The sequence below is a fragment of the Pseudomonas sp. genome (assembly GCF_050739935.1).
Classification (GTDB): domain Bacteria; phylum Pseudomonadota; class Gammaproteobacteria; order Pseudomonadales; family Pseudomonadaceae; genus Aquipseudomonas.
On record NZ_JBOICF010000048.1, the window covers coordinates 19,998 to 42,016 of the forward strand.

The following is a 22,019-nucleotide window of genomic DNA, read 5'->3' on the forward strand; positions in this document are numbered from 1 at the left end:
CCCAAGACGAGATATCAGCATGCAGGCGAGCAAGCGTCTTCTGGCTGCCCTGGCATTGACCGTGCTCGGCGGTACCGCCCAGGCCGCTGATGAAGTGGTGGTGTATTCCTCCCGGATCGACGAGCTGATCAAGCCGGTGTTCGATGCTTATACCGCCAAGACCGGCGTGAAGGTGAAGTTCATCACCGACAAGGAAGCACCGTTGATGCAACGCATCAAGGCCGAGGGGCAGAACGCTACCGCTGACCTGCTGCTCACTGTCGACGCTGGCAACCTCTGGCAAGCCGAGCAAATGGGCATCCTCCAGCCGTTCACCTCGCCGGTGATCGACGAAAACATCCCTGCGCAGTATCGGTCCTCGACTCATAGCTGGACCGGCCTGAGCCTGCGTGCGCGGACCATCGCGTACTCGACCGACCGAGTCAAACCCGAAGAGCTGACGACCTACGAGGCGCTGGCTGACAAACAATGGGAAGGACGCCTATGTTTGCGCACCGCGAAGAAGGTCTACAACCAGTCGCTGACCGCCACGCTGATTGAAACCTACGGTGCCGAGGCGTCGGAGAATATCCTCAAGGGTTGGGTCAACAATCTGTCCACTGACGTGTTCTCGGATGACATTGCAGTGCTCGAAGCGATCAACGCCGGGCAATGCGACGTCGGTATCGTCAACACCTATTACTACGGCCGTCTGCACAAGCAGAACCCTGAGCTTGCCGTGCGTCTGTTCTGGCCGAACCAATCGGACCGTGGCGTTCACGTGAACCTGTCGGGCATCGGCCTGACCAAATACGCGCCACATGCCGACGCGGCCAAAGCGCTGGTCGAATGGATGACCGGGCCTGAAGCGCAGGCGATCTTCTCCGGTACCAATCAGGAATTCCCGGCCAACCCGAAAGTCGCGCCGTCTGAAGAGGTCGCGAGTTGGGGGGAGTTCAAGGCCGACACCATCCCGGTCGAGATTGCCGGACGACGTCAGGCTGAAGCGATTCGCATGATGGATCGTGCCGGTTGGAATTGATCCTGAGCGCGAATATTCGATAGATCGCCGATGCGGCAGGTAGAACGCGGTTCTGTGGGAGCGAATTCATTCGCGACGCGGCGGTACAGCCGATGGAAATGTGTCGGATGTGCCAGCCAACCGCGAATGAATTCGCTCCCACAGGGTCCGTTGTCCTCTCGCTATTTACTACGTTTTTTGAGAACCCCACTTGGCTCATCCCGCCCAGCGCCGCTGGTACCCTCTGGTTTTCGCCGTCGCGGCGCTCGTGCTCCTTCCCCTGAGTGTCCTGCTGCTGTCGTGGCAGACCATCGATCACGAGATCTGGTCGCACCTCTGGAAAACCCAGATGCCGCGCCTGCTGGGCAACACCCTTACCCTGGTGCTCGGCGTAGGTGTCGGTGTGACGTTGCTGGGCGTGAGTCTCGCCTGGCTTACAGCATTGTGTGAATTCCCCGGCAGACGCTGGCTCGACTGGGCGTTGATGCTGCCGTTCGCCATTCCCGCCTATGTCCTTGCGTTCGTTTTCGTCGGCCTGCTCGATTTTGCCGGTCCCGTGCAAACCCTCATGCGTGAGTGGTTTGGCACAGGCATCCGTTTTCCCCGTGTGCGCTCGACTGGCGGGGTGATCATCGTTCTGGTGCTGGTGTTCTATCCCTACGTTTACCTGCTAGCGCGCACGGCCTTTCTCGCTCAGGGCAAAGGCCTGATGGAAGCTGCGCGGGTTCTCGGACAGTCGCCCTGGCAAGCGTTCTGGCGTGTCGCGCTGCCGATGGCCAGACCTGCAATCGGTGCGGGTGTCGCACTCGCCTTGATGGAAACCCTGGCCGATTTCGGCGCCGTCGCCGTCTTCAATTTCGATACTTTCACGACAGCGATCTACAAGACCTGGTACGGGTTCTTCAGCCTGTCGAGCGCAGCGCAATTGGCCAGCCTGCTGCTGTTGGCGGTGATGTTGGTGCTGTATGGCGAACATCGCGCCCGAGGTGCCAGTCGTGCGAGTAACGAGCGGCCGCGGGCCAAGGCGCTTTATCACCTGCGTGGACTCAAGGCCGCTGCGGCCAGTACATGGTGTGGGCTGGTCTTCGCCTGTGCGTTCGTGGTGCCGCTGCTGCAATTGATCGTGTGGGTCTGGCAGCGCGGGCGTTTCGATCTGGACGAACGTTATACCGGGCTCATCCTGCATACCCTGTATCTCGGAGGCATTGCTGCATTGGTCACGGTCAGTGTGGCGATGGTTTTGGTGTTCGCCCGTCGTCTGGCGCCTACTCGCGCGATCCGTTCGGGGGTGAGTCTGGCCAATATCGGCTACGCATTGCCGGGTTCGGTACTGGCGGTGTCGATCATGCTGGCGTTCAGTTATCTGGATCGTGAGCTGGTGGTGCCACTGTCCGGCTGGCTTGGTGGTGCGGGTAAACCGTTATTGCTGGGAAGCCTTGCGGCGCTGGTGCTGGCCTATCTGGTGCGCTTCATCGCCGTCGCCTACGGGCCGTTGGAGAATAGCCTGTCGCGGATTCGTCCTTCGTTGCCCGAAGCAGCCCGCAGCCTGGGTGTCAGCGGGCCACGTTTGTTTTTCAAGATTTATCTGCCGCTGTTGATTCCCGGCACCTTGAGCGCGGCGTTGCTGGTGTTCGTCGATGTGCTCAAGGAGATGCCCGCTACGCTGCTGATGCGCCCGTTCGGCTGGGACACGCTGGCCGTGCGCATCTTCGAAATGACCAGCGAAGGCGAGTGGGCGCGAGCCGCTTTACCAGCGTTAACGCTGGTCATGGTCGGTTTGCTACCGGTAATTGGCTTAATCAGACGTTCGGCCAGACCAATCGGCTAGGTGCGGGGTCACAGCCTTGCGGATACAATGCGCCGCAATCGACGCGGTCTGTCAGACAATTCTGCAAATTAGCAAAGGTTTCAGACCCCAAGTTACGGGGGATTTGCCGTTGTTTTCGACGATCGCGTCTTCGCCACGCCCGGAAGGAGAAACCCATGGGACAGCGTACGCCGCTCTTTGACCTGCACCTCGCGCTTGGCGCGAAGCTGGTCGATTTTGGTGGTTGGGATATGCCGTTGCACTACGGCTCACAAGTCGAAGAGCACCATCAGGTGCGCCGCGATTGTGGGATTTTCGACGTGTCACACATGCATGTGCTCGACGTTTCAGGCAGCCAGGCCAAGCCCTGGTTGCAATACCTGCTGGCGAACGACGTCGGCAAGTTGCAGCAAACCGGGCGTGCGCTCTACAGCGCGATGCTCGACACCCAGGGCGGGATCGTCGACGACATGATCGTCTATCTCACCGACGAGGGTTATCGACTGGTGGTCAACGCAGCCACCGGCGCCAAGGACCTGACCTGGATGAATGGCCATCTTGCCGGCTTCGACGTGCAGCTGACCCATCGCTCCGAGTTAGCCATGCTGGCCATTCAGGGTCCGCACGCTCGGCAGAAAATCGCTGAACTCGTGACCCAGGCCCGCGCCGAACTTATCCACACTTTGCGAGCCTTCGAAGGGCAGCAGGAAGGCGACTGGTTCATTGCCCGCACCGGCTATACCGGTGAAGACGGGCTGGAAATCATCCTGCCGAGCGATCAGGCCTGCAGCTTCTTCAACGACATGGTGGGTGCCGGCATCTCGCCGATTGGCCTGGGTGCGCGCGATACGCTGCGTTTGGAGGCAGGCATGAACCTGTTCGGGCAGGAAATCGACGAGCAGGTTTCACCGTTGATCTCCAACATGGGCTGGACCATCGCATGGGCGCCGCAAGAGCGCGACTTCATCGGCCGTGCTGCGCTGGAGGCAGAGCGGTCAAGAGGCGTCAACTCGAAGCTTGTAGGGCTTGTCCTTGAGGAACGCGGGGTTTTGCGTGCACATCAGGTCGTCCGAATAGCGGAAGTTGGCGAAGGAGAGATCACCAGTGGTAGTTTCTCTCCTACGCTAAGCAAGTCGATTGCCCTGGCGCGTGTTCCGATCGCGACTGCCGACCGTGCCGAAGTCGAAATCCGCGGCAAGTGGTACCCGGTTCGAGTGGTCCAGCCGGCGTTCGTGCGTCATGGCAAGGCCCTGATTTAATAACTCCCTGGCGGGTTTTTCCGCTGACCTGATGAAGTAGAGAGGATAAAAATTATGAGCGAAATTCCCGCCGAACTGCGTTTTGCCGAAAGCCATGAGTGGGCGAAACAAGAGGGTGATTTGATCGTTGTCGGTATTTCCGATCATGCGCAGGAAGCGCTGGGTGACGTGGTATTTGTCGAATTGCCGCAAATCGGCAAGGTTTTCGCTGCCGGTGATCAAGCAGGCGTGGTCGAATCGGTAAAGGCCGCCTCTGACATCTACTCGCCGGTAGCCGGTGAAGTCGTCGAGGTGAACGAAGCACTGGGCGATGCGCCTGAAGAGCTAAACAACTCGCCTTACAACTCGTGGATCTTCAAGGTCAAGGCAAGCAATGCTGACGCCGATCTGGCCAAGTTGCTGGACGCTGCTGGCTACAAAGCCGCGATTGGCGAGTAAGTCAGTCGTTTAACAACAGTCTGTAGCAGCATGGTTTGACGGCGGTGGCGGGTTTGATCTCGCTGGCGCCGGCAAGCCGTGCTGCTACAGGCTTTGTTTGTTCAGCGGATTACTGCTCGGCAACGAGATTTTTTGCGAGAATTGCGTTGGCCAGATCCATGTCCGAAGCGTTCAAGCCTGGGTTGTCCTGACGAACCTGATTCATGGCCGCTTCCAGATACGGGCCGCGAATGGCGCCGTTGCTGGCAACGAAGCTACCTGCATCGTCCTGCGCTGCAACGATCAGTTTGTGATGCCGGAAAGTGAGGTAGGTCGAACCCGTGGTTGCGCCGGACGAAAGAACGTCGCGCAGGAAGCCGTCAGCCATTGCTGAACCGACTGGCAGGGAAAGCAGAGCTAACGTGGCTACAGCAAGTTTTAGACGCATGGCGGGGTACTCCGACTTTGGTTGTTCTGAAACGGTTTGATACGCCCGGCGCTGATGTAGTTCCGTGTCTCACGTTGAAACACGCGGCGATGCCTTCTGTGGGGTGAGCAGGCTCACTCCCACAGGCTGAGTACTGATCCCAAGCTCAAGACTCGTAGCTCACACCACCTCAACCTTCAAAATCGCGCCCTCCTGCGCAATGACTCTCACCTGATCCCCCGCTGGTGTATCGGGCCCTACGACCATCCACACCCCGTCACCCACCTTGATCTTGCCGCGCCCGCCGACGATGGCGTCATGCACGACGAATGTCCTGCCAATCAGCTCCGAGCCGCGCATGTTGAGGCCAGGCTGGTCGGACTTGCGCAGCACGCTGCGCTGGCGACGCCACCAATACAGCGCCGTGAGCACCGAGAGTACGGCGAACAACAGGAACTGCACTTCCCAGCTCAGCGCCGGAATGATGTACGTGAGAATTCCGACGCCCGCCGCCGCCACGCCGATCCACAGCAGATAACCGCCTGCGCCAAAGACTTCCAGAATCAACAGCACAGTGCCGAGGCCCAGCCAGTCCCAAAACGATAGGTCTTGCAGGTAATCCCACATGGCTCAGACTCGCTTGCCGGTGTCGGGCCTGGTCTTGTCGACAGTGCCCTTGTCGAACGTCGCTTTGACGATCTCGCCGATGCCGCCGATGGCACCAATCATCTGGCTGGCCTCCAGCGGCATGAGGATGACCTTGCTGTTGTTGGCCGACGACAGTTTGCCGAGCGCATCGATGTACTTTTGCGCGACGAAATAGTTGATGGCCTGTACGTCACCAGCGGCGATCGCTTCGGACACCACCTGAGTCGCGCGGGCCTCGGCTTCGGCCTGACGCTCCCGGGCTTCGGACTCCAGAAACGCGGCCTGACGCTCGCCTTCCGCTTCGAGAATCTGTGCTTGTTTCTTGCCCTCGGCGGTAAGAATCGCTGAGGCTCGCAGGCCCTCCGCCTCAAGAATCTGGGCGCGCTTGATCCGCTCGGCTTTCATCTGCCCGGACATCGCCGCCATCAGATCGGCGGGAGGGCTGATGTCCTTGATCTCGATCCGCGTGATCTTGATACCCCATGGCGCAGTCGCCTCATCGACGATGCGCAGCAGGCGTTCGTTGATGCCGTCGCGCTGGCTGAGCATGGCGTCCAGCTCCATCGAGCCGAGCACGGTGCGGATGTTGGTCTGCAGCAGGTTGCGGATCGCGTGCTGCAGATTGTTGACCTCGTACGCCGCCTGGGCGCAGTTGACGACCTGATAGAAGCAGACTGCGTCGATCTGCACCGTGGCGTTGTCAGACGTGATGACTTCCTGCGGCGGAATATCCAGCACGGTTTCCATCATGTTGATCTTGTGCCCGATACGGTCCACCACCGGGACGATGATGTTCAGCCCCGGCTTGAGGGTGTTGGTGTAGCGCCCGAAGCGCTCGACGGTCCATTGATAACCCTGGGGCACGACCTTGAAGCCCATGAACACAATGGCGATGGCCAGCGCGACGAACAGTAAAACCACACTACCGATTTGCATAACCTGTCCCTGTTGATTGCGATTGATGAATAGACGAGTCGGCGAAGAGTACGGTGACGCAATCCGCTCCGGGAATATTTCTTGTATCAAAGTCACGTCGCGCAACAATACCTGTGGCAGTCGGCTTGCTGGCGGTGGCGTTCTGAAGTGAGTCGCCGCTGGCAAGCCTTGCATCGATATCCGCAAGTTCGTTGCTGAAGAATAGCTCGCGCGTGAGGTTGAACATCGTCGTCTTCAGCGCCGGATCCGGGAAGGTGCACGCCGGGCCGGTGGTGGCGCAATGGTCGCTTGTTACAACAGGCTCGATGTGACGTCGGGTGACAGCGCCCGGCGCGATGAGTCAGAGTGGGTTCCAAACCCCCATGATCCGAAAATTGGTTGAACAAGAGGTACACGACATGGCTGTTCTGGAAAGCTTCCGCCTCGACGGAAGAACTGCGCTGATTACCGGCTCAAGCGCTGGTATTGGCCTGGCGATCGCACGCGGGTTGGCCGAGGCTGGCGCCCGAGTCGTGCTCAATGGGCGCAATATCGATACATTGCGATCGGCGGCTGCGACGCTGGCAGCAGAAGGTCATGATGTCCACACCCAGCCCTTCGACGTGACGAACAGCGCTGCCGTCAATGCAGCAGTCCAGGACATCGAAACGCGTGTCGGAGCGCTGGAAATTCTGGTCAACAATGCGGGTATTCAACGTCGCGGGCCATTGGCCGAATTCACTGAAGCGAACTGGCACGAGCTGATGCGCACCAATCTGGACAGCGCATTCTTCGTCGGTCAGGCCGTGGCGCGTTGCATGATTCCTCGTGGTCGTGGGCGCATCATCAATATCTGTTCGGTACAGAGCGAGCTGGGCAGGCCAGACATCGCGCCGTACGCGGCCAGCAAGGGCGCGCTGAAGATGCTGACCAAGGGCATGGCGATCGACTGGGGGCCGCATGGTCTGAACGTCAACGGCATCGGGCCGGGTTACTTCAAAACCGAGCTGAATGCGGCGCTAGTCACCAATCCTGAATTCAGCGACTGGCTGGTGCAGCGCACACCGAGTCGTCGCTGGGGCGAAGTTTCTGAACTGGCCGGGGCCGCAGTGTTCCTGGCTTCCGATGCCGCAAGCTTCGTCAATGGCCACATTCTTTACGTCGATGGAGGCATCACGGCGTCGTTGTAATCCGTTTGTGGTCGATCTACCGCTGCTCACTCTGCGGCGTAACCCGCAGCACTTCCTCGATCGTGGTCAAACCTGCCGCGATTTTTTGCGCGCCTGACAGGCGCAGGCTGCGCATGCCGTCCTTGAAGCCCTGGCGCCGCAACGCCGTGAGATCCAGATCCGCCGTGATCAGGGATTTCACTGCATCGGACATCAGCATGATTTCGTACACCCCCGCGCGTCCGCGATAACCGGTGTCGCGACACTCCGCGCAACCCACTGCCCGCTGCGCACCGCTCGGCACAGCGGCCTGCCAGGGGCGTGTGAGGGTTTGCCAGTCAACTTCATCGATCTCCACCGGCGCTTTGCAGTGCGGGCACAACGTACGCACCAGACGCTGAGCCATCACGCCCAGAATCGTCGCCTTGAGTAAGTAATGCGGCACCCCCAGTTCCAACAGACGGCTGATGGCGCTTGGCGCGTCATTGGTGTGCAGCGTTGAAAGTACAAGGTGACCGGTGAGTGCCGCCTGGATCGCCATTTCCGCGGTCTCCAGATCGCGAATCTCGCCAATCATGATGATGTCCGGATCCTGCCGCATCAGGGCGCGCACGCCGCTGGCGAAGGTCAGGTCGATATTGTGCTGAACCTGCATCTGATTGAACGCAGGCTCGACCATTTCGATCGGGTCCTCAATGGTGCAAAGATTCACCTCCGACGTCGCCAGCTTCTTCAGCGTGGTGTACAGCGTGGTGGTCTTGCCGGAACCGGTCGGCCCGGTCACCAGAATGATGCCGTTGGGCTGGTGGGTCATGCCTTCCCAACGGCGCAGGTCGTCGCCGGAAAAGCCCAGTTGATCGAAGTCCTTGAGCAGCACTTCCGGATCGAAGATCCGCATCACCATCTTTTCGCCAAACGCTGTAGGCAAGGTCGACAGCCGCAATTCCACTTCGCCGCCATCGGGTGTCTTGGTCTTGACCCGGCCATCCTGCGGCTTGCGCTTCTCGGCGACGTTCATCCGGCCGAGACTCTTCAGGCGGCTGGTGACCGCCATCGTTACCTGCGGCGGAAATTGATAAACGTTGTGTAGCACGCCGTCGATGCGAAAACGCACGGTCCCGGCTTCCCGGCGCGGTTCGATATGGATATCGCTGGCGCGCTGCTGATAGGCGTACTGGAAGAGCCAGTCGACAATGTTGACGATGTGCGCATCGTTGGCATCCGGTTCCTGATCGCTCGCACCAAGCTTGAGCAACTGCTCGAAGTTGCCAAGGTTGCTCACTTTCTGATCGGATGCGCTGGCGCCGCTGACCGATTTCGCCAGTCGATAGAACTCGACAGCGAGTTTCTGCACGTCAACCGGGTTGGCGACTACACGCTTGATCGGCATTTTCAATACGTGCATCAAATCCGCTTCCCATGCCTTCACGTAAGGTTGGGCGCTGGCGATGGTCACGCACTCGCGATCCACAGCGACGGCCAGGATCTTGTGGCGCTGGGCGAAGGCGTAGGACATCAGAGGCGTAACGGCGGCCACGTTGATCTTCAACGGGTCGATACGCAGGTAGGGCTGACCAGCCTGCTCGGCCAGCCAGGCAGTCAGGGTCTCCAGGTCGAGCTTCTTGCCCGCCCGCTTATGGTTGTCGAATTGCTGGGCAGCGATGAACTCCAGCGGATGGGTCTGCAGATTCTGCGCAGTTCGGCGCAAGGTCAGTGCGTATTCGGCGTTGTCCTGATCGAGGTATCCCTGCGCGACGAGGTCGCGCAGCACTTCATTCAGATCCAGCCAGCGGTCCTGGGAAGATGGGGCAAGGACGGACATGCGGGCTCCTTTGGACGAGACGGCTTACTTCGTAGATAAGCAAGAGTAGTCCCAAGCGTGCCAGTTGTTGCGTCCTGCAGGTAGTGAAGCGTTGCCAATATTTTCGGCGCACCTCAACCGACAGCGAGTGAGACGGGCTCGGATAGGACGTACGAATCGCCGATCGGTTCCAGTTCAACTGTGCAAACATTGATCAGGTTGCGCATTTTTTCACCAATGACCTGCGCCCGATGCCATGTCATGCCGTCCACTTCAACCTCGATCATCAACATACCTTCCTGCTGCAAAACGCTCACCTGCCGCGGGATCAGGTACTGCATGGCGAATAGGTTCAGCACCCGGCAGATCAGGTCGGGCTCGGCCTCAGCGAAGATCTGATAGCGCGAGCGGCAATGGGTGTTGCCAACTGACCAGACGTCGTGGCGAAGCGGGGCGGGCGTGACGGCTTCGAGGTGCGGCATACTGAACTCTCCTGTTTTCGTCGGCTGGACGAGCTGTTTGAGTGAGAGAAAGTTTTACATGCGGGAAAAGAAACTTCTGGTCCATAATCGACCGAAATACGCTTGTTGCGACTTCTTAATGTGTCAACTGCCTTTATCGAGAATTGATTATGCAGACCGAGCTGGATGCCTACGACCGCAAGATTCTGGCGCTGCTGCAGGAGGACGCTTCTCTGTCCAGCGCACAAATCGCTGAACAGGTGGGTCTGTCTCAGTCGCCTTGCTGGCGCAGGATTCAACGACTGAAGGATGAAGGCGTGATCCGCAGGCAGGTGACCCTGCTGGATCGCAAGAAAATCGGGCTCAATACGCAGATTTTCGCCGAGGTGAAGCTGAACGCTCATGGCCGCTCGAACTTCACTGAATTCACCGAAGCGATTCGCGGATTTCCGGAGGTGTTGGAGTGTTATGTGTTGATGGGATCGGTGGACTTTCTGCTGCGCATCGTCACGCCGGACATTGAGGCGTATGAGCGGTTTTTCTTCGAGAAACTGTCATTGGTGCCGGGGATTCAGGAGGTGAATTCGACCGTGGCGCTTTCGGAGATCAAATCGACGACGAGTTTACCGATGTCGAAGTAGCTGGATTTTGACGTCTGACGCGACCTGGATCATAGGGTTACGCAATGAACTGTAGGAGCCGGTTTGCTGGCGAATGCGTCGGATCGGTCGCATGGATAGTGACTCAAAGAACGCCTTCGCCAGCAAGCCGACTCCTACAGTTGGATCGGCGTTAGAGCTTCAACAACGTCTTCCATGCCCGGCTTTGCAGCACGGTAATGGTCTGTTGCACTCGGGCTTCGAGGATTTCGTCGCTGATGTCCAGGTGCGCCAGTTGCTCCAGTTTGTTCAGCTCGCCATACAGACGGTCCAGCTCGGGCAATTCCAGAGTCTGGCGGGCGTGGTGCAGCCAGACCTGGATGCGCTCGATGCGTGGCAACTGCTCGGCCAGATCTTCCGGCTGTTGCTGATAGCGCGCCAGGTTCAACGCAGTCGCTTCATCGCCGAGGAAGCGTGGCACCCAGCTGCTCAACATCGCATGGCCCTGACGATTGCCGCGGTTGTTGCGCTCAACCGTCCAGCTTTGCGCCATCAGCCAGCGCGATGTGGTCAGTGAGAAAAGTCCCCAACGCGGATCTTCAAGCTCTTCGATGAACTGCTCATGGGCGGCGGCGCGCACATCGGCGTCTTCCTGACCGGCCTGAACCAACGTGCGCCAGTCTTCCAGCAAGGCGTCCAGCGCAGCGCGCAGGTCATGTGTGGTAGCGCGCGGCGCCGCCTGGCCCAAGCTGCCGGTCAGGGCACGCAGCTCGGCGAGCACCTCGACCCACTCTTGAAGCAGATTCCAGTGCCCGTTGAAGCGGTATTGCTCCGCCAGACGCTGGCTGCTGCCCAGCAGATACCAGGCCAGCGCGCTGTAGGCGTCGTCCACGGAGGTCTCGGCATGCAATTCCGGCGCAGGCAGCTTGATCGAATAGCTGCTGGCGTCGAACAGGCGATAGCCCCGCTCGGCCTTGCTGATGTCACATGGCATCAGCGCCAGTTTCTCGGCCAGTTCGGCGGCCAGCTCCAACAACGCGGCAGGTTCGCCTTCACGCAGTTCAAGCTCCAGCTCGCAGATTTCTTCTTTCTGCTTGCCGACGATGACGTTGCCCAGATCCAGCGCAGCCTCGATCACCACCTTGGACTTGCCACGACCCCAGGCGATCTCGGCCTTCTCGCGAACGAAATCAGTGGTGAACACCGGCTTGATAGTTTTCTTGTCCAGATCCGCCAGTTGCTCGGGCCAGCATTCACCGTCGAGCTTCTTTACGTCCAGCTTAGCCTTGGGCAGATCCCAGTTGTACTCGTTGCGCTCCGAGAGACCGGCAACACTCTGGCCGCGAGTCTTGAGGGTCTGGATGATCGCGTCGCCATCTCGGCGCAGGCGCAGGGCGACCTTGGCGTGTGCAAGCTCACGCTCAGGGGTGTCGAAGTACTGGTTGAACAGCTCCAGCCGCTCCCAGCCGCTTTTGTTGCGCTTCTTCAGCAACGGGTGGTCGCGCAAGGCGATGAGGGTTTCGCGGCTGACGCGGAGTTTGATTTCGGTTTCTTTCTGCATGGCCGGGAATCCAGGCGCTCTATCGCTGATAGGCGCTCTATTTCTGAAAAGAAGGGGACGCAGCCGGAATCGACACAGCTGCGTGGGTCGTGCAGTGTACAGGACATCACCCGTGACAGTTTATTCCTGCTGTCCAATCCCCCTATGATGGTTCGTAGTCGCGCCAGCATTTAAGGAGTCGCCATGCCGTTGCCGTCCATGAAAGACCAGTTCGCGGCACTGATCGCCGCCCCTTCGGTGAGTTGTACGCAGCCTGCGCTCGACCAATCCAACCGCGCCGTCATCGACCTGTTGGCGACCTGGCTCGGTGATCTGGGTTTTGCCTGCGACATCCGTCAAGTCAGCCCCGGCAAGTTCAATCTGCTGGCGACTTATGGATCTGGCCCCGGCGGCCTTGTGCTGTCCGGCCATAGCGACACCGTTCCCTATGACGACGCGCTGTGGAAGACCGATCCGCTGAAGCTGACAGAAGTCGATGGCAGTTGGGTAGGACTCGGCAGTTGCGACATGAAAGGCTTCTTCGCGCTGGCGATCGAAGCGCTACAACCCTTGCTGGACAGGCCGTTCAAGCAACCGTTGATCATTCTTGCGACCTGCGATGAAGAAAGCTCGATGGCCGGTGCCAAGGCCCTCGCGGCTGCCGGTGGGGTGCTGGGCCGCGCCGCGGTGATCGGTGAGCCGACGGGCCTCAAGCCGATTCGTCTGCACAAAGGCGTGATGATGGAACGTATCGAGATTCTGGGGCGCAGCGGCCATTCGTCGGACCCGAGCCTGGGCCACAGCGCTCTGGAGGCGATGTACGACGCGATCGGCGCGCTCAAAGATTTGCGCCAGCAATGGCAGACGCAATTCAGCAACCCACAGTTCAGCGTGCCTCAGCCGACCTTGAACTTCGGTTGTATCCATGGCGGCGACAACCCCAACCGCATTTGCGGGCAGTGTTCGTTGGAATTCGACCTGCGCCCATTGCCGGGCATGGACCCGGAAATGCTGCGCGCCGCGATCCGGCAGAAGCTGCACCCGCTGGCTGAGCAACATCAGGTAAAGATCGATTACGCGCCGTTATTCTCGGAGGTCGCACCGTTCGAGCAAAGTGCCGACGCTGAACTGGTGCGCGTTGCCGAGCGTCTGACCGGCCATACGGCCGAAGCAGTGGCATTTGGCACCGAAGCGCCTTATCTTCAGCGCCTTGGTTGCGAAACGATCGTGTTGGGGCCAGGTGATATCGCCTGTGCGCACCAGCCCGGCGAATATCTCGAAATGTCACGTTTGCAGCCTACAGTGCGTCTATTGCGTCAGTTGATCGAACATTACTGCCTGACTCCTGCGTGAGTCGGCCATCCCAGAGTCAATCCAGAAGGAGAGTACGCGTGTTGCGATGCCTGTTCCGACGATAAAGCTCATGCCGTTGTGAGTGTTTTCACCCTTCGTCCATTTTTTTACAGGCTCATTCGGATATGCCCGATTACGTCAATTGGCTGCGCCACGCGTCTCCCTACATCAATGCCCATCGGGATTGCACATTCGTCGTCATGCTTCCGGGCGACGGCATCGAGCACCCCAACTTCGGCAACATCGTTCACGACCTTGTCCTGCTGCACAGTCTGGGCGTGCGTCTGGTGCTGGTTCATGGCTCGCGTCCGCAGATCGAAAGCCGCCTGGAGGCACGGGGTCTGACGCCGCATTTCCATCGCGACATGCGCGTGACCGACTTTGCGACACTTGAATGCGTGATCGACGCCGTGGGCGCTCTGCGTATCGCCATCGAAGCGCGCCTGTCGATGGACATGGCAGCCTCGCCGATGCAGGGCTCGCGGTTGCGGGTGACTGGCGGCAATTTCGTTACGGCACGCCCAATCGGTGTGCTTGAAGGCGTCGACTATCAACACACCGGCGAAGTGCGCCGGATCGACCGCAAAGGTATCAATCGGTTGCTAGACGAGCGCTCGATCGTGCTGCTGTCGCCGCTGGGCTACTCGCCGACGGGGGAGATCTTCAACCTCGCCTGCGAAGACGTCGCCACTCGTGCCGCGATTGATCTGGGCGCCGAAAAGTTGCTGCTGTTCGGCGCCGAGTCCGGCTTGATGGATGAGCAGGGCCGTCTGGTGCGCGAACTGCGTCCGCAGCAGGTCCCGTCGCATCTTCAGCGGCTGGGCAACAACTATCAGGCGGAGCTACTCGACGCCGCCGCGCAGGCCTGTCGTGGCGGCGTGGCGCGCAGTCATATCGTCAGCTATGCCGAAGATGGCGCGCTGCTGTCCGAGCTGTTCACCCGTGCCGGTGGCGGTACGCTGGTGGCGCAGGAGCAGTTCGAACTAGTGCGCGAGGCGTCGATTGGTGACGTGGGCGGTTTGATCGATCTGATCACGCCGCTGGAAGAGCAGGGCATCCTGGTGCGTCGCTCCCGCGAAGTGCTGGAACGTGAGATCGAGCAGTTCAGCGTGGTCGAGCGCGAAGGTTTGATCATCGCGTGTGCAGCGCTGTATCCGATTGCTGATTCCGAGACAGGCGAGCTGGCATGTCTGGCGGTAAACCCCGAATACCGTCACGGTGGGCGCGGCGATGAACTGCTTGAACGCATCGAAGAACGGGCGCGGGCGCAGGGTTTGAAGACCCTGTTCGTCCTCACCACCCGTACCGCGCATTGGTTCCGCGAGCGAGGTTTCGAGCCAAGCAGCGTCGATCGCCTGCCAAGCGCCCGCGCATCGCTGTACAACTACCAGCGTAATTCGAAGATTTTCGAGAAGGCGATTTGAACGAAAGGCGTCAGGTCCGGATTCGGGTCTGACGCATCTTTGCGGTCTAGCGGGATCCCTGTGGGAGCGAATTCATCTGCGAGAAGTCATGTCATGCGGCGCATAAGGTCGTCTGGCAGATTGATTCGCGAAAATCGCTCCCACAGTTTTCAGCGGGTGCTTCAGTTACTGATCGCCAGAATGCTCGCCTGATACGCCCCGACAAAAATATCGAAATCCACCGGCTCTTCGGTCTGCTCCAGTTCTGATTGCTGGATCAGGGATTCGCGGGCGCGGGTTTCGAAGTCGGTCTGGTCTTCGATACTCAACGGGCGGCTGCGGAAATATTCGGCATGGACTTGCGCCTGGCGCAGTGAGAAAGACGTGAAGCCTTCCTTATGTTCGGTCATGGCCGCCAGCACCTGCGCCGATGGCGTCAGAGACGGATCTGCAACTTTTGCACGCTGAGCGGCCAGCGACTTGACGTGCTCGTCGATGCTCTGGCTTCTATCCAGCAGCGCGGCGATTGGCTCGATTTTATCCAGCAATTCGTCGGCCCAGACCTTCAGGTCAATGGTCGAGGTGTTGCGGCTCAATTGCAGGCCCGGACGACGGCCTTCCTTGACCACGGTCAGGAAGTTGCCGCTGGCGTTGCCGCATTCGCAGTCAGCCAGTTGCGGGCTTTCCTGTAACGCGCAGAACAGGATGAACGCGTCGATGAAGCGCGATTGTTGCAGGTCGATACCCACCGGCAGGAACGGGTTGATGTCCAGGCAGCGAACTTCAACGTACTGCACGCCGCGGGCCACCAGCGCCTGAATCGGACGCTCGCCGGAGTAGGCGACACGCTTGGGGCGAATCGTCGAGTAGTACTCGTTTTCGATCTGCAACACGTTGGTATTGAGCTGAATCCACTCGCCATCCTTGTGCGTGCCGATCTCGACGTAGGGCGCGTAAGGCGTTGCCACCGCTTTGCGCAGGCTGTCGGTGTACGTCAGCAAGTCGTTGTAGCAAGGCGTCAGGTCGGCCTGGGCATTGCTCTGGTAACCCAGATCGCTCATGCGCAGGCTGGTGGCGTACGGCAGATACAGCGTGTCAGCGTCGAACTGCTCCAACTGATGCGACCGACCGCGCAGAAAGCTGGCATCCAGCGCAGGCGAGGCGCCGAACAGATACATCAACAGCCAGCTGTAGCGACGGAAATTGCGGATCAGGCCGATGTAGCTCTCGGACTGGAAATCGCGATCGCTGCCATCGAAGTCCACAGTCTGCTTGAGCACGGACCAAATGTCTTCGGGCAGCGAAAAGTTGTAATGAATCCCGGCGATGCACTGCATCGTCTTGCCATAGCGCAGCGCCAGACCCTGGCGATACACGTACTTCAGCTTGCCGATGTTGGAGGTGCCGTAATAAGCGATCGGGATGTCTTCTTCGGCCGGCAACGGGCACGGCATCGAAGGGCTCCAGATGTACTCGCTGCCCAGCTTGCTGTAGGCGAAGCGATGAATCTTCTCCAGGCTGTCCAGCGTCTCGGCGGGGTTGGTCAGCGCAGGAGTAATGAACTCCAGTAGCGATTCGGAATAATCGGTGGTGATCTGCTCGTTGGTCAGCGCAGAACCCAGGGCTTCAGGGTGCGGTGTCTGAGCCAGGCGACCGTCGCCTGTAACGCGCAGGCATTCGCGCTCGATACCGTGCAAGCACTTCTCCAGAAGGGAGAGGTGAGAGTGCTCGCCGAGCAGAGCCAGGCGGCGATTGAGAAGTTCGCTCAAGTTGGATTCCTTCACGCGTCAGTCGGCCCTATATGGGGGCGATATGGCGGTCTACAAGGGTGAAGAAAGGAACTGGCGTTTTCGCCTCGTTTTTGGTCCGAACGCCGATGCCCGTCGCTGATCATTCCCACAAGCAAATCAGAAAATTTCGACACTGATACGCAGTGCCGAAATTAACTCATATCGCCATCGGACAGCTAGACGATGGCGAACGTGCCTTGTGCTTTGGCGACGAGCTTGTCGGCCTGATGCACGGCGGCTTCGACCACCAGCGTACGACGGCCGGCATGCAGTACCGTCGCGACACAGGTGACTTCGCCATCCGGGACGCCGCGCATGTAGTTGATCTTGCACTCGACGGTCACGCTTTGCTTGTCGAAGCCATGGGCGCTGGAGCAGGCCAGCCCCATCGCAATGTCGACCAGGCTGAACAGCGCGCCGCCATGCATCACATTGCCACGGTTGCGCAGGTGCGGTTCCAGCGCCAGTGCAACTTCGGCGACGCCTTCTTCACTCAGCCGCACGATACGGCAACCCAGGGTTTTGAAATAAGCGCTTTGAGTCAGGTCGTCCGGGATATCCATCAGCGTTTCTTCAGTTGCTTGGCGTTGGCGAACAGCGAAGCCATGGCGTTGCTGGCCGGGGCTGCTGTCGCGGTTTCTTTGCGTGGCGCGCTGCTTTGCTGCTGACGAGGGGCCGACCCAGGACGTGCGCCTCGGGCGCCGTCGATCTTCTCGCCCGGTGTGTCGCTCATGCGCATCGACAGACCGACGCGTTTGCGCGGGATGTCGACTTCCATGACCTTGACCTTGACCACGTCACCAGCCTTCACCGCTTCGCGCGGGTCTTTGATGAATTTCTCTGAAAGCGCGGAGATATGCACCAAACCGTCCTGATGCACGCCGATATCGACGAACGCACCGAAGTTGGTCACGTTGGTCACCACGCCTTCGAGGATCATGCCCAATTGCAGATCCTTCAGGTCCTCGACGCCATCCTGAAACTCGGCGGTCTTGAACTCGGGGCGTGGGTCGCGGCCTGGTTTTTCAAGCTCTTGAAGAATGTCGGTGACTGTCGGCAAGCCAAAAGTCTCGTCGGTGAATTTCTTCGGGTCAAGGCGCTTGAGGAAGCTGGCGTCACCGATCAGCGAGCGGATATCGCGATCAGTTTCAGCCGCGATGCGCTGCACCAGCGGATACGCCTCCGGGTGAACTGCGGAAGAGTCCAGCGGGTTGTCGCCGTTCATTACGCGCAGGAAGCCTGCGGCTTGCTCGAAGGTTTTTTCGCCCAGACGCGCGACTTTCTTCAGCGAGGCGCGAGTCTTGAAGGCGCCGTTCTCGTCGCGGTGGGTGACGATGTTTTGCGCCAGCGTGGTATTCAGGCCCGAAATACGCGCCAGCAGCGCTACCGAAGCGGTGTTCACGTCGACACCCACGGCGTTCACGCAGTCCTCGACCACAGCATCCAGACCGCGAGCCAGCTTGAGCTGGGACACGTCATGCTGGTACTGGCCGACACCAATGGATTTTGGATCGATCTTCACCAGTTCCGCCAATGGGTCCTGCAAGCGACGGGCGATGGATACCGCGCCACGAATCGATACGTCCAGATCCGGGAATTCCTTGGCGGCCAGCTCCGACGCCGAATACACCGAAGCGCCTGCCTCGGAAACCATGACCTTGGTCATTTTCAGGCCTGGATACTTTTTGATCAGCTCGGCCGCCAGCTTGTCGGTTTCGCGGCTGGCGGTGCCATTGCCGATGGCAATCAGATCGACTGAATGCTTGGCACAGAGCGCGGCCAACACGGCGATGGTCTGATCCCACTGGTTCTTCGGCACGTGCGGGTAGACCGTGGCGTAATCCAGCAGTTTGCCGGTGGCGTCGACCACGGCCACCTTGCAGCCGGTGCGCAGGCCAGGGTCCAGGCCTAATGTAGCGCGCGGGCCAGCAGGCGCGGCCAGCAACAGGTCATGAAGGTTGTGGGCGAAAACGTTGATCGCTTCGGTTTCGGCGCCGTCGCGCAGTTCGCCCAGCAGATCGGTTTCCAGATGCGAGTACAGCTTGACCTTCCAAGTCCAGCGCACTACTTCGGCCAGCCACTTGTCTGCCGGACGATTCTGATTCTGCAGGCCGAAGCGCTCGCTGATCATCATTTCGCACGGGTGCAGGGTGCCAGGCAGTTCTTCACCGACTTTCAATGCAGAGCTGAGAATACCTTCGTTGCGGCCGCGGAAAATCGCCAAGGCTCGGTGCGAGGGCATGCTTTTCAGCGGCTCGTCGTGTTCGAAGTAGTCGCGGAACTTGGCACCTTCTTCTTCCTTGCCCGCCACGACGCGTGCGCTGATCACCGCTTCCTGCTTGAGGAAGCTGCGCAGTTTCTCCAACAGCGTGGCGTCTTCGGCGAAGCGTTCCATCAGGATGTATTTGGCCCCTTCGAGCACCGCCTTGACGTCGGCAAAGCCCTTTTCGGCATCGACGAAGCGCGCCGCTTCCGTCTCGGGCGTCAGGCTCGGGTCGTTGAACAGGCTGTCCGCCAATTCGCCGAGGCCCGCTTCCAGAGCAATCTGGCCTTTGGTGCGGCGCTTCTGCTTATAGGGGAGATACAAGTCTTCGAGGCGAGTCTTGGTGTCGGCGAGCTTGATGTCGCGCGCCAGTTCCGGGGTCAGCTTGCCTTGCTCTTCGATGCTGGCGAGGATGCTGATACGGCGCTCATCGAGTTCGCGCAGGTAGCGCAGGCGCTCTTCCAGATGACGCAGTTGCGTGTCATCGAGGCTGCCAGTCACTTCTTTACGGTAGCGAGCGATGAAGGGCACGGTAGAGCCTTCATCCAGTAGCGCGACGGCCGCTTCGACCTGTTGCGGGCGGACACCGAGTTCCTCGGCGATGCGGCTGTTGATACTGTCCATAAAACCACCTGGCAAATGTGTGTGCAAAAATCCGGCTGCTGGCGAACCGCCTGGAGCGAGTGGTGCCTGATCTTGAGGGCGGCGCATTATACCCAGTGAACTCCGATTAGGGGATTGCCCTGTCAGATGCAGCAAACAGGAGGGCGCGATCTGGCTGAAGACACCCGCGAACCCTGAAGCAGCGCATCAGTGTCGACTCAGGAAAAATCTGCTAACAATGCACCAGGTGCACATCACAGCAGCTACGCCATAATGCGCGCCGAGATCAAAGGAGCATCCAATGAGCAGCACTGCACAACCGGCTGAAGGCGAGAAAATCCTCATCGTTGACGATGACCCGGGCCTGAGCAGCCTGTTAGAACGCTTTTTCACCAGCAAGGGTTATCGGGCCCGTGCCGTGGCCAATGTGGAGCAGATGGACCGACTGCTGGCTCGTGAGGTCTTTCACTTGGTGGTGCTGGATCTGATGCTTCCCGGCGAAGACGGCCTGTCCGCCTGCCGCAGGCTGCGTGCGGCGAACAATCAGGTGCCGATCATCATGCTGACCGCCAAGGGTGATGAGTTGAGTCGCATCAAGGGTCTGGAACTGGGCGCTGACGATTACCTGGCCAAACCGTTCAACCCCGATGAGTTGATGGCCCGCGTGAAGGCGGTCCTGCGTCGTCAGTCCGCACCTGTGCCCGGCGCGCCTGCCAGCGAAGACGAAACGGTCACCTTCGGCGAGTACGAGCTTTCTCTTGCCACTCGCGAGCTCAAGAGGGGCGATGAGGTTCACATGCTCACCACCGGCGAGTTCGCTGTACTCAAGGCGTTGGTCATGCACGCACGGGAACCACTAACCCGCGATAAACTGATGAACCTTGCCCGGGGTCGTGAGTGGGACGCGCTTGAACGCTCCATCGACGTGCAGATATCCCGTCTGCGTCGTCTGATCGAAGTCGATGCCGCCAAACCTCGCTACATCCAGACGGTTTGGGGTGTGGGTTATGTGTTCGTACCGGACGGTGCCAGCAAGCAGTAAGCAAGTCGACAGGTTGCCGGGCGCATTGCACGCCCGCTTACGCTGACCAGTCACCCGGAGCTTCCTGAAAAAAGGAGGGTGTCGGGTGGCTGGTTTTGCTGTCTCTTGCCTTCCGCGAAATTTCGCGAGCTTGGCTCGCTCCTGCAAAGTGTGTAGCTGCTGTTATGAAGACACCGCTCTGGTTCCCGCAAAGCTTTTTCTCCCGCACCCTGTGGCTGGTGCTCATCGTCGTGCTGTTTTCAAAGGCATTGACCCTGGTTTATCTGCTGATGAACGAAGACGTGCTCGTTGACCGGCAGTACAGCCATGGTGTCGCGTTGACGTTGCGGGCGTATTGGGCGGCGGACGAAAGCGACAGACAAACCATCGCCGATGCAGCGGGCCTGATTCGCGTGGTGGGTGGCGGTGTCCCGGAAGGCGAGCAACATTGGCCTTATTCGGAAATCTATCAGCGGCAGATGCAGGCCGAATTGGGCGCCGACACCGAGGTGCGACTGCGTGTTCACGCCCCTCCAGCCTTGTGGGTGCGCGCGCCGAGCCTGGGTGATGGCTGGCTGAAAGTCCCTCTGTATCCTCACCCTCTACGTGGCCAGAAAATCTGGAGCGTGCTCGGCTGGTTCCTGGCGATTGGCTTGCTGTCCACTGCTTCGGCATGGATCTTCGTCAGTCAGCTCAACCGGCCGCTCAAACGCCTCGTCTTCGCCGCCCGGCAATTGGGGCAAGGGCGTAGCGTACGATTACCCGTCAGTGATACTCCCAGCGAGATGACCGAAGTTTATCGCGCCTTCAATCAGATGGCTGAAGACGTCGAACAGGCGGGTCAGGAGCGGGAATTGATGCTGGCGGGGGTTTCCCACGACCTGCGCACCCCCTTGACGCGATTGCGCCTGTCGCTGGAGCTAATGCCCGCCAACAACGAGTTCATGGAAGGCATGGTGCGCGATATCGAAGACATGGACGCCATCCTCGATCAGTTCCTGGCGTTCATCCGCGATGGGCGCGACGAAGAAGTCGAGGAAGTCGATTTGGTCGAGCTGGTCCACGAAGTGGTGGCGCCGTACAACAGCCCGGTCGAACAGGTGCGCCTGTGCCTGGAGTCGATTCCGCCGTTTCCGCTGCGGCGTGTTTCCATGAAGCGCCTGCTCAACAACCTGATCGGCAACGCGATGCACCATGCAGGCGATGGTGTTGAAGTCGCGGCCTACGTCTCTGGCGACAGCGGCGCCCCCTATGTGGTGCTCAGCGTGCTGGACCGTGGCATGGGTATCGATCCGTCGGAGCTGGAAGGCATCTTCAACCCCTTCATCCGCGGCGACCGCGCCCGCAGTGGCAAAGGCACCGGTCTGGGCCTTGCCATCGTCAAGCGCATTGCCTCCATGCACGGCGGCAACGTCGAACTGCGCAACCGCTCTGGCGGCGGGCTGGAAGCGCGCGTGCGACTGCCATTGGGGCTGATGTTGCCGAGGGATGCGGATTGATTAGGCCCGCAACCAAGACACATCCCTTGTAGGAGCCGGCTTGC

The 22,019-nt window shown here is 59.7% G+C and carries 20 protein-coding genes; 10 read left to right on the forward strand and 10 right to left on the reverse strand.

Annotated features, from left to right (window positions below):
* Positions 1–19: 19 nt before the first annotated feature.
* From ACRER8_RS08475 to gcvH, 4 genes are all read left to right on the forward strand, one after another.
* On the forward strand, positions 20–1,021 hold the full coding sequence (locus ACRER8_RS08475) for an extracellular solute-binding protein (protein ID WP_431745881.1): 1,002 nt from the start codon (positions 20–22) through the stop codon (positions 1,019–1,021).
* Between the two features lie 190 nt (positions 1,022–1,211).
* Positions 1,212–2,828: an ABC transporter permease gene (locus ACRER8_RS08480; protein WP_431745882.1), complete on the forward strand. Its 1,617-nt coding sequence runs from the start codon at positions 1,212–1,214 to the stop codon at positions 2,826–2,828.
* Positions 2,829–2,983: 155 nt separating this feature from the next.
* Positions 2,984–4,066 (forward strand): glycine cleavage system aminomethyltransferase GcvT, encoded by a 1,083-nt coding sequence (gcvT, locus tag ACRER8_RS08485; RefSeq protein ID WP_431745883.1) that lies wholly within the window; start codon positions 2,984–2,986, stop codon positions 4,064–4,066.
* A 54-nt stretch (positions 4,067–4,120) separates the two neighbouring features.
* On the forward strand, positions 4,121–4,504 hold the full coding sequence (gene gcvH, locus ACRER8_RS08490) for a glycine cleavage system protein GcvH (protein ID WP_431745884.1): 384 nt from the start codon (positions 4,121–4,123) through the stop codon (positions 4,502–4,504).
* Positions 4,505–4,613: 109 nt separating this feature from the next.
* On the opposite strand, the gene ACRER8_RS08495 is transcribed toward gcvH, so the two are convergent.
* The 4 genes from ACRER8_RS08495 to ACRER8_RS08510 form a co-directional block, all read right to left on the reverse strand.
* Positions 4,614–4,931 carry a DUF2388 domain-containing protein gene (locus ACRER8_RS08495; protein WP_431745885.1) on the reverse strand — a complete coding sequence of 106 codons (318 nt, stop codon included), beginning with the start codon at positions 4,929–4,931 and terminating at the stop codon, positions 4,614–4,616.
* A 159-nt stretch (positions 4,932–5,090) separates the two neighbouring features.
* The gene (locus tag ACRER8_RS08500; RefSeq protein ID WP_431745886.1) at positions 5,091–5,537 is read right to left on the reverse strand and encodes an NfeD family protein; all 447 of its coding nucleotides are present in this window, start codon (positions 5,535–5,537) and stop codon (positions 5,091–5,093) included.
* Positions 5,538–5,540: 3 nt separating this feature from the next.
* Positions 5,541–6,494, reverse strand: coding sequence for an SPFH domain-containing protein (locus ACRER8_RS08505; protein WP_431745887.1), 954 nt, complete (start codon positions 6,492–6,494; stop codon positions 5,541–5,543).
* Complete coding sequence (locus tag ACRER8_RS08510; RefSeq protein WP_431745888.1) at positions 6,481–6,720, reverse strand: hypothetical protein; 240 nt, start codon at positions 6,718–6,720, stop codon at positions 6,481–6,483. Before ACRER8_RS08510 ends, ACRER8_RS08505 begins: the two co-directional genes overlap by 14 nt.
* Positions 6,721–6,892: 172 nt before the next feature.
* Here ACRER8_RS08510 and ACRER8_RS08515 point away from each other — a divergent pair, with 172 nt between their 5' ends.
* Positions 6,893–7,663 (forward strand): glucose 1-dehydrogenase, encoded by a 771-nt coding sequence (locus ACRER8_RS08515; protein ID WP_431745889.1) that lies wholly within the window; start codon positions 6,893–6,895, stop codon positions 7,661–7,663.
* A 16-nt stretch (positions 7,664–7,679) separates the two neighbouring features.
* Here ACRER8_RS08515 and ACRER8_RS08520 read toward each other — a convergent pair whose 3' ends face one another.
* Together ACRER8_RS08520 and ACRER8_RS08525 are read right to left on the reverse strand one after the other, a co-directional pair.
* Positions 7,680–9,464, reverse strand: coding sequence for a GspE/PulE family protein (locus tag ACRER8_RS08520; protein WP_431745890.1), 1,785 nt, complete (start codon positions 9,462–9,464; stop codon positions 7,680–7,682).
* Between the two features lie 113 nt (positions 9,465–9,577).
* Positions 9,578–9,925, reverse strand: a complete 348-nt coding sequence (locus tag ACRER8_RS08525; protein ID WP_431745891.1) for a hypothetical protein — start codon at positions 9,923–9,925, stop codon at positions 9,578–9,580.
* Positions 9,926–10,074: 149 nt separating this feature from the next.
* Here ACRER8_RS08525 and ACRER8_RS08530 point away from each other — a divergent pair, with 149 nt between their 5' ends.
* On the forward strand, positions 10,075–10,545 hold the full coding sequence (locus ACRER8_RS08530) for an Lrp/AsnC family transcriptional regulator (protein ID WP_431745892.1): 471 nt from the start codon (positions 10,075–10,077) through the stop codon (positions 10,543–10,545).
* A gap of 151 nt (positions 10,546–10,696) precedes the next feature.
* On the opposite strand, the gene ACRER8_RS08535 is transcribed toward ACRER8_RS08530, so the two are convergent.
* Positions 10,697–12,064 carry a CYTH domain-containing protein gene (locus ACRER8_RS08535; RefSeq protein ID WP_431745893.1) on the reverse strand — a complete coding sequence of 456 codons (1,368 nt, stop codon included), beginning with the start codon at positions 12,062–12,064 and terminating at the stop codon, positions 10,697–10,699.
* 183 nt (positions 12,065–12,247) lie between these two features.
* Between ACRER8_RS08535 and argE the strand changes: the two genes are divergently transcribed.
* Both argE and argA read left to right on the forward strand, forming a co-directional pair.
* On the forward strand, positions 12,248–13,396 hold the full coding sequence (gene argE / locus ACRER8_RS08540; protein ID WP_431745894.1) for an acetylornithine deacetylase: 1,149 nt from the start codon (positions 12,248–12,250) through the stop codon (positions 13,394–13,396).
* Positions 13,397–13,521: 125 nt separating this feature from the next.
* Positions 13,522–14,820 (forward strand): amino-acid N-acetyltransferase, encoded by a 1,299-nt coding sequence (gene argA / locus ACRER8_RS08545; protein ID WP_431745895.1) that lies wholly within the window; start codon positions 13,522–13,524, stop codon positions 14,818–14,820.
* Positions 14,821–14,981: 161 nt separating this feature from the next.
* On the opposite strand, the gene gshA is transcribed toward argA, so the two are convergent.
* The 3 genes from gshA to ACRER8_RS08560 all read right to left on the reverse strand — a co-directional run bounded on the left by gshA (position 14,982) and on the right by ACRER8_RS08560 (position 19,476).
* On the reverse strand, positions 14,982–16,568 hold the full coding sequence (gene gshA / locus ACRER8_RS08550) for a glutamate--cysteine ligase (RefSeq protein WP_431745896.1): 1,587 nt from the start codon (positions 16,566–16,568) through the stop codon (positions 14,982–14,984).
* A gap of 197 nt (positions 16,569–16,765) precedes the next feature.
* The gene (locus ACRER8_RS08555; RefSeq protein ID WP_431745897.1) at positions 16,766–17,152 is read right to left on the reverse strand and encodes a PaaI family thioesterase; all 387 of its coding nucleotides are present in this window, start codon (positions 17,150–17,152) and stop codon (positions 16,766–16,768) included.
* The gene (locus tag ACRER8_RS08560; protein ID WP_431745898.1) at positions 17,152–19,476 is read right to left on the reverse strand and encodes a Tex family protein; all 2,325 of its coding nucleotides are present in this window, start codon (positions 19,474–19,476) and stop codon (positions 17,152–17,154) included. The genes ACRER8_RS08555 and ACRER8_RS08560 overlap by 1 nt, the downstream gene beginning before the upstream one ends.
* A gap of 280 nt (positions 19,477–19,756) precedes the next feature.
* Here ACRER8_RS08560 and ompR point away from each other — a divergent pair, with 280 nt between their 5' ends.
* Both ompR and ACRER8_RS08570 read left to right on the forward strand, forming a co-directional pair.
* A complete protein-coding gene (gene ompR / locus ACRER8_RS08565) occupies positions 19,757–20,497 on the forward strand; it encodes an osmolarity response regulator transcription factor OmpR (protein WP_431745899.1) in 741 nt (246 codons plus the stop codon).
* Positions 20,498–20,661: 164 nt separating this feature from the next.
* Positions 20,662–21,975: an ATP-binding protein gene (locus ACRER8_RS08570; RefSeq protein ID WP_431745900.1), complete on the forward strand. Its 1,314-nt coding sequence runs from the start codon at positions 20,662–20,664 to the stop codon at positions 21,973–21,975.
* Positions 21,976–22,019: the final 44 nt, after the last annotated feature.

Excerpts from the sequence above, each read along its gene's own strand:
- ACRER8_RS08475 (WP_431745881.1), top strand. The coding sequence starts at position 20 with ATGCAGGCGAGCAAGCGTCTTCTGGCTGCCCTGGCATTGACCGTGCTC.
- gcvT (WP_431745883.1), top strand. The coding sequence starts at position 2,984 with ATGGGACAGCGTACGCCGCTCTTTGACCTGCACCTCGCGCTTGGCGCG.
- gcvH (WP_431745884.1), top strand. The coding sequence starts at position 4,121 with ATGAGCGAAATTCCCGCCGAACTGCGTTTTGCCGAAAGCCATGAGTGG.
- ACRER8_RS08495 (WP_431745885.1), bottom strand. The coding sequence starts at position 4,931 with ATGCGTCTAAAACTTGCTGTAGCCACGTTAGCTCTGCTTTCCCTGCCA.
- ACRER8_RS08500 (WP_431745886.1), bottom strand. The coding sequence starts at position 5,537 with ATGTGGGATTACCTGCAAGACCTATCGTTTTGGGACTGGCTGGGCCTC.
- ACRER8_RS08505 (WP_431745887.1), bottom strand. The coding sequence starts at position 6,494 with ATGCAAATCGGTAGTGTGGTTTTACTGTTCGTCGCGCTGGCCATCGCC.
- ACRER8_RS08510 (WP_431745888.1), bottom strand. The coding sequence starts at position 6,720 with ATGTTCAACCTCACGCGCGAGCTATTCTTCAGCAACGAACTTGCGGAT.
- ACRER8_RS08515 (WP_431745889.1), top strand. The coding sequence starts at position 6,893 with ATGGCTGTTCTGGAAAGCTTCCGCCTCGACGGAAGAACTGCGCTGATT.
- ACRER8_RS08520 (WP_431745890.1), bottom strand. The coding sequence starts at position 9,464 with ATGTCCGTCCTTGCCCCATCTTCCCAGGACCGCTGGCTGGATCTGAAT.
- ACRER8_RS08525 (WP_431745891.1), bottom strand. The coding sequence starts at position 9,925 with ATGCCGCACCTCGAAGCCGTCACGCCCGCCCCGCTTCGCCACGACGTC.
- ACRER8_RS08530 (WP_431745892.1), top strand. The coding sequence starts at position 10,075 with ATGCAGACCGAGCTGGATGCCTACGACCGCAAGATTCTGGCGCTGCTG.
- ACRER8_RS08535 (WP_431745893.1), bottom strand. The coding sequence starts at position 12,064 with ATGCAGAAAGAAACCGAAATCAAACTCCGCGTCAGCCGCGAAACCCTC.
- argE (WP_431745894.1), top strand. The coding sequence starts at position 12,248 with ATGCCGTTGCCGTCCATGAAAGACCAGTTCGCGGCACTGATCGCCGCC.
- argA (WP_431745895.1), top strand. The coding sequence starts at position 13,522 with ATGCCCGATTACGTCAATTGGCTGCGCCACGCGTCTCCCTACATCAAT.
- ACRER8_RS08555 (WP_431745897.1), bottom strand. The coding sequence starts at position 17,152 with ATGGATATCCCGGACGACCTGACTCAAAGCGCTTATTTCAAAACCCTG.
- ACRER8_RS08560 (WP_431745898.1), bottom strand. The coding sequence starts at position 19,476 with ATGGACAGTATCAACAGCCGCATCGCCGAGGAACTCGGTGTCCGCCCG.
- ompR (WP_431745899.1), top strand. The coding sequence starts at position 19,757 with ATGAGCAGCACTGCACAACCGGCTGAAGGCGAGAAAATCCTCATCGTT.
- ACRER8_RS08570 (WP_431745900.1), top strand. The coding sequence starts at position 20,662 with ATGAAGACACCGCTCTGGTTCCCGCAAAGCTTTTTCTCCCGCACCCTG.